This is a genomic window from Photorhabdus heterorhabditis, from assembly GCF_001280945.1.
GTDB classification, from domain to species: Bacteria; Pseudomonadota; Gammaproteobacteria; order Enterobacterales; family Enterobacteriaceae; genus Photorhabdus; species Photorhabdus heterorhabditis.
In genome coordinates this window covers 1-7014 of record NZ_LJCS01000108.1, presented here as the reverse complement: position 1 = coordinate 7014, position 7014 = coordinate 1, and the positions used below count along the sequence as shown (strand labels likewise).

Sequence of the window (7014 nt, the reverse complement as noted above, 5' to 3'; positions counted from 1 at the left end):
ATTATATAACGGGTTATTATAGCCAGCTTCGCCCCCATGGGTACAACAATGGGTTGACACCCAACGAATCAGAACGATTATTTTGGGAAAACTCTAAGCTAGTGACCAATTTTTATTGACCACAACAGTATGGCTGGCTGTCAGTTCAGCCAACTCTTTGACCACAACAAGCGTCTCTAACATCAGTTACAACCGTAATTGCTCTGTAAGAAGGCTCTCTCCGGCGACGATAGTGACATTGTGGGGCACAATATTGATGCAGTCATCTCCAATATGACCAATGTAAGATCAGTTTTATTGTCTCTCCCGCTTTTTCAGGAGTAAATTTCCTTATATAATCAAAAATAAATATAAAAAAAGCCTGATGCAACATACCTCTTTGGTGAATATCAACTTTCCCTGCTAAACCAATAAGATTGTCATATTTATCAGCAAAAGTAAGTATTTCATTCTTGTGAATAGTCTTTCTGTAAAATGATGTTAAGTACATCACTCAAAAACATTAGAACAAATTAATAATAAAAATACAATCCATATTCCATAAGTGAAAATAAATTTAATTAAAATATATAAAATCGAACCCAACACAATGATATGTATAAAAATAAAATATAAATCTACTATTTCATTATAACATGAATAAAGAATGCCAAATAAATTAACAGAAATCATATTAATAAGTTAACTAAACTACATTAAAATCGAACATATCTAATATTGCTCAATTTGTTACAATGGCATCAAGTATCGCACAAGGCTATAGCAACTTTCTTCACATTTTCTGTATACTTTTACAACGAAAAAACATCTCAGAAAACCAAACCAATAATAAACAAATAACAAAAACATCATTACTTCTTAAACACTCATTAAACAATTGTTGTTTTTTCCCCACAAAAACACAAATACAAATTTGTTGAAGTTTTGTTTAACACTTAAATGGTATAATAAGTTAGTTAAATTGTTTTCCTCCTGTCTAGCTAGAAAGAAACGAAATGGAATATATATATCAACCTGCAAGCTCAGGTATTCGATTGTTTACAGATTTAATCGGAAAAAAAATCAGTCCCAGCCCCCATTGGTATTCTGCGCAAAATCGCACCAAGTTTGCTTTGCGTAGCGCTCTGATGCCAATCTCAACACTAAAACTATTAAACCAGATAGTTAATACACCGTTTTATCTGGATATTTTGAAAAAACAGCCATGTTTGCCATCTAAGCTACATCGCCCTTACCTGAGTATTAACTTCAATAGGGGGCAAACATTACGCGCAATAAATGAGCATTATCAACTCTTATTTACCGGGTTAAATAAGTCTATTATTAATAAAATATTTTGTTCCAGTGCATATCCATTAGCGGTTATCAATGGTAAAAACGGAACTTACACTATTTTTATAGATTCCATGGACTGTTTTAACAAGGAAGGTGAACTCGCTTTATTTATTAGCACAGAAGATAATAAAACTCTGGCAAAATGTGCCTTTACACTATTGACTATTGCCGGTAAAAAGACACTGTTTATTGGCGGACTACAAGGTTCTAAAGAAGATGCAACCCTTGACATTATCCGCCATGCGACAAAAGATTGTTATGGATTATTTCCAAAACGCTTACTGCTTGAATCCGTCTGCCGCTTTGCTGCTCACTTTGGATGTCAGCAAATTCTGGCAGCCAGCAATGATTCTCACATCTACAAAAGCCTGCGTTATTGGCATAAAAAGAAAGACAAATTAGTTGCTGACTACGACACTTTCTGGGAGTCATTGGGTGGGGAAAAGAAAAAAAATAAAGATTTTCATCTACCATTATCCATTGAAAGGAAATCTCTTGAAGATATAGCCAGTAAAAAACGTGCTGAATATCGCCGCCGTTATCAATTACTGGACGAACTGGACAATGAAATGCGGGATTCCCTGTCTTCAAATTAACATTAGAATCAGGCCGTCAACTTTCTTAGGACGGCCTGATCTTAAAATTAATCTTACCTCGGCTTAACCATCTGCCATTCAAGGTGAGTTTTAACTGTAGGCCACTCACAACTAATTATGCTGTAAACACAAGTGTCCCTAATACTGCCATCTTTAGATAAAATATGATTACGCAGAATTCCATCGAGTTTTGCCCCCAACCGTTCTATCGCTTTCCGACTCTGATGATTAAAAAAATGGGTACGGAATTCTACTGCAATACAATCCAATTCTTCAAAAGCATATTTCAGTAGCAGATATTTTGCTTCTGTATTGATATGTGTCCGCTGGGCAGAACTCGCATACCACGTGGAGCCAATTTCCACCCGGCGAGCATTAGGATCAATGCCCATATACGTCGTCATTCCAACTGCTTTACCTGTCCGGTGGTCAACAATAGCAAAAGGCAACATAGCGCCTTCTTCATGTAGAAGTAAACGACGATCAATCTCTTTACTTAGCTCAGCCGGTGCAGGAATGATGGTATACCACAATTTATGCAGTTCGCCCTCTTCAATTACCTGTATAAATTCATCATTCCTCTGGTGTGTCAGAGGTTCTAGCGTAATATCTTTTCCTACCAAAGTTATCCATTCAGTCATCTGCCTTTTCATAATAGTCGCTTTTTATCAATAAGATAGAAAACATTATCCTATCCAGTAATTAAAATTGGAATGCGGTTAATATATGAGGAATTCATCTTTCATTAAAACCAAACGATCACTGACGTGGAACATGATAACTAATACAAACTAGAAAAAATAACAATTTCAATCTGTCATATTCCTGTTGCATCGTTCAGAAAAAAATATTAGAGCCATAACAGAGCCAGATTTCATGATACCCATCACATTCGTTTAACATTTTTTTCCCAATTAACCTCATTCCGTCTAAATTTGAATCATTATCTCATCCGACCACTTGGCGTTTTACCCGGTGGTTTCGAACACAATAACAATAATCTGATTATGATTGACAAACACCCGAATGGAGATTGCAATGAGCCACTATCCTCACCTGTTTACCCCTTTAGACCTGGGGTTTACCACACTAAAAAACCGTGTTCTTATGGGATCAATGCACACCGGACTGGAAGAGCATCCCGACGGCGCTCAGAGACTTGCTCGTTTTTATGCTGAGCGGGCAGCCGGAGGCGTAGCATTGATTGTCACAGGCGGAATTTCACCAAATAAACAAGGTGTTATAGGGAAAAACGCTGCATTTCTGGCAAATGAAAAAGCCCTTACTCATCATAAAATTATTACAGAAGCTGTTCATCAAGCTGATGGAAAAATTGCAATACAAATTCTGCATACTGGTCGTTACAGCTATCAACCACAGCTTGTCGCCCCCTCTGCAATTCAGGCACCAATTAATCCATTCATGCCTCGTGAAATGACAGAAGAAGATATTCTGCAAACAATTGCAGACTTCGCCCACTGTGCACAACTGGCACAGCAGGCAGGCTATGATGGCGTGGAAATCATGGGTTCTGAGGGGTATCTGATTAACCAGTTTTTGACTACTCGTACCAATCATCGTCAAGATAAATGGGGCGGAAGCTTTGAGAATCGAATGCGCTTCGCTGTGGAGATTGTCAAAGCTGTCCGTCAGGCAACTGGACGAGAATTTATTCTGATTTACCGGCTTTCAATGTTAGATCTAGTAGAAGATGGTTCTAATTGGCAGGAAATCGAGCAATTAGCGGTCGCCATTGAGCAAGCAGGGGCATCTATCATCAATACGGGTATTGGCTGGCATGAAGCACGAATTCCGACTATTGCCACGATGGTTCCTCGCGCTGGGTTTAGTTGGGTAACCCAAAAACTGATGGGGAAAATTTCTATTCCATTGATCACAACAAACAGAATTAATGATCCACAAATTGCAGAACAAGTACTAGCACAAGGTTATGCTGATATGGTTTCGATGGCACGGCCTTTCCTAGCTGATGCTGAATTTATTCTAAAAGCTCAGCAAGGGCGAGCAGATGAGATTAACACGTGTATTGGCTGTAATCAGGCGTGTCTGGATCAGATTTTTGTCGGTGAAATAGCCTCTTGCTTGGTTAATCCCCGCGCTTGTTATGAAACAGAAATGGATGCCAAACCTATTCTTGTGCCTAAAAAACTAGCGGTTGTTGGTGCCGGACCGGCTGGATTGTCATTTGCAGTGACTGCTGCCAGTCGTGGTCATCATGTCACTCTGTTTGAACGTGACGGACAAATTGGCGGACAATTCAATATTGCCAAGCAAATCCCCGGAAAAGAAGAATTTCATGAAACATTACGTTATTTCCAACGCCAACTAGAAATCCATCATGTTGATGTACAACTGAATCAAGCAGCAACGATAGAAATACTCTCTGATTTCGATGAGATCATCATCGCTAGCGGCATTGTTCCTCGCCAGCTCACTATTGATGGTATCCATCACGAAAAAGTGCTGAGCTACCTGGATGTATTGAGAGACAAGAAAGCTGTCGGTCAACGTGTAGTTATCATTGGCGCAGGAGGAATTGGTTTTGATACCGCAGAATATCTAAGTCAGCCAGAAAAAAGTACCCGCCTTGATAGTACAGCTTTCAGTGAAGAATGGGGTATTGATAAAAATCTGATACATCGTGGAGGATTATCTCCTAAAGGCCCTCAACCAGAACCCTCCCCCCGAAAAATTTATTTATTACAACGTAAATCCACAAGAGTTGGCGAAGGATTAGGTAAAACAACAGGTTGGATACATAGAACCAGTCTGCATATGCGTGGTGTGAAAATGCTCAACAACATGCAATATCTGAAAATAGATGATCAAGGATTACACATTAGCTGTAATGGAGAACAGAGCTGTCTCTCGGTAGACAACATCGTTATTTGTGCCGGACAAGAGCCACTAAAAGAATTGTATCAACCGTTACAGCAAGCAGGAAAAATAGTGCATCTTATTGGTGGAGCAGATGTGGCAGCTGAGCTAGATGCCCGACGAGCTATCGATCAGGGAACTCGATTAGGACTTAAAATTTGATAAAAATGGTCATGTACAAGCCGTAACAATGTAATAGATACTCAAGCCGCGCCATTCCTGGCGCGGATACTTTACTATTCTTACGCATCGTACCTATTACCCGCCAGAAAATTCTATTAATCAATTACGACGAGTTAGCTGATCCAATGCCAGACGGTCATCCTCTGCCTGACACACAGCAGCGGTGAACAATACATCGGTAGAAGAATTCAGGCCAGTTTCTGCTGAATCCTGCAATACACCAATAATCAAACCTACTGCCACAACCTGCATAGCAATTTCATTGGAAATACCAAACATGCTACAAGCCAGAGGGATCAGCAATAAGGAACCACCAGCCACACCAGAAGCACCACATGCACAAATTGCTGCCACCACACTTAGCAGCAATGATGTAAGTAGATCAACCGGCATCCCAAGCGTATTTACCGCAGCCAGAGTTAATACAGTGATAGTTACCGCAGCCCCCTCCATGTTGATCGTTGCCCCCAAAGGGATGGAAACAGAATAAGTATCTTCATGCAAATTCATACGGCGACACATAGCCATATTCACCGGAATATTTGCAGCCGAACTGCGAGTGAAAAATGCAGTTACACCACTTTCACGCAGACAAGCAAATACCAGAGGATAAGGATTACGACGAATTTTCCAGTAAACAATCAATGGGTTTACAACAAGTGCCATAACCAGCATACAACCCAGTAGTACAATTAGCAGATAGATGTACCCCAACAACGTCTTAAAGCCAGTCTCTGCAATTGTTGAAGACACCAGACCAAAAATACCAATCGGTGCCAAACGAATGACCAGCCGAACAACCTGAGTAACTGCTTCAGACATATCATGAATCAGGGATTTAGTTGAGTCCGTTGCATGACGCAGTGCGATACCAAGACCAATAGCCCAAGCCAGAATGCCGATATAGTTACCATTCAGTAATGCATTCACCGGATTAGCAACAACATTCACCAACATCCCTTTAATCACCTCCATAATGTTTTCAGGAGGAGACATCTGAGCATCATTGACAGCCAATACCAGTTGTAACGGAAACATAAAGCTACCAACCACAGCAACCAATGCAGCGGAAAAAGTACCCAAGATATAGAGGATAAGAATTGGGCGAATATTGGTTTTCTGACCTTCTTTATGGTTAGCAATTGAAGACATCACCAAAACCCATACCAATATCGGTGCTACTGCTTTCAGAGCACCAACGAACAACATCCCAAGCAAACTGATTGACTTAGCAACCGAAGGCACCAGCCACGCTAGCAGTATCCCTGCTATTAAACCTACCAAAATTTGTTTAACCAGGCTCCCCTGTGTAAAGTAATGCACGAAGCCACTCTTTTGTTTTTCCATAGTTAACCCATTTTATTAACAGTTCTGTTAAATCTATATTTTTTGTATTTGCTTCCCCAGTATAGGGAAGCCAAGAATGGTGAAAAACAGCAACAGTTAAAATATACAACCCAGCCGGCACTTATTAACAATATACTTACATTTGTGTGATCAAAACGGCAATTTATACATTTATAAAACACAATTATTTATTTCTATGTTTAACCACTTTTCAGCAAGTTAAGACAAAAAACCATATCCCCTTATTCAGAAAGATATGGTTTCCTATTAAAAAATAGTTGCTTGATTACTAGAGCTTTTTGGCTTCGCGCTTATTTACCCAAATATTAATAATCATTGTTACTACCAAAATACCCGCTATCGTTCCTAGAGAAACCACCATAGGAATATGATAAACATCCATTATCAGCATCTTAATACCAATAAATACCAAAATAACTGACAAACCATATTTCAACATTGTGAATTTCTCCGCCACTCCTGCCAATAGGAAATACATTGCACGTAATCCTAAGATAGCGAAAAGGTTAGGCTGTGTCCCTTAATATCAATTAATAGTATTATTATCTGATTGATTTCGATGCAGGAACAAAATAGTGGCACGTTACGACATTTCTGATGATGCTTGGATATTGATAGAATCTTGTTTGCCCCC

The 7014-nt window shown here is 39.5% G+C and carries 4 protein-coding genes and 1 pseudogene; 2 read left to right on the top strand and 3 right to left on the bottom strand.

What is annotated here, in order from left to right; translation table 11 throughout:
- Positions 1–995 precede the first annotated feature (995 nt).
- A complete protein-coding gene (locus AM629_RS20220) occupies positions 996–1931 on the top strand; it encodes a VirK/YbjX family protein (protein ID WP_054481504.1) in 936 nt (311 codons plus the stop codon).
- A gap of 53 nt (positions 1932–1984) precedes the next feature.
- On the opposite strand, the gene AM629_RS20215 is transcribed toward AM629_RS20220, so the two are convergent.
- Positions 1985–2584 (bottom strand): GNAT family N-acetyltransferase, encoded by a 600-nt coding sequence (locus AM629_RS20215; protein WP_054481503.1) that lies wholly within the window; start codon positions 2582–2584, stop codon positions 1985–1987.
- 385 nt (positions 2585–2969) lie between these two features.
- Between AM629_RS20215 and AM629_RS20210 the strand changes: the two genes are divergently transcribed.
- Entirely contained in the window at positions 2970–4991 is a 2022-nt protein-coding gene (locus AM629_RS20210) for an NADPH-dependent 2,4-dienoyl-CoA reductase (protein WP_054481501.1), read from the top strand.
- 120 nt (positions 4992–5111) lie between these two features.
- Here AM629_RS20210 and sstT read toward each other — a convergent pair whose 3' ends face one another.
- Together sstT and AM629_RS20200 are read right to left on the bottom strand one after the other, a co-directional pair.
- Positions 5112–6359: a serine/threonine transporter SstT gene (sstT, locus tag AM629_RS20205; protein ID WP_054481499.1), complete on the bottom strand. Its 1248-nt coding sequence runs from the start codon at positions 6357–6359 to the stop codon at positions 5112–5114.
- 289 nt (positions 6360–6648) lie between these two features.
- Positions 6649–6888: pseudogene (locus AM629_RS20200) on the bottom strand (TerC family protein); the annotation flags it as partial.
- Positions 6889–7014 lie beyond the last annotated feature (126 nt).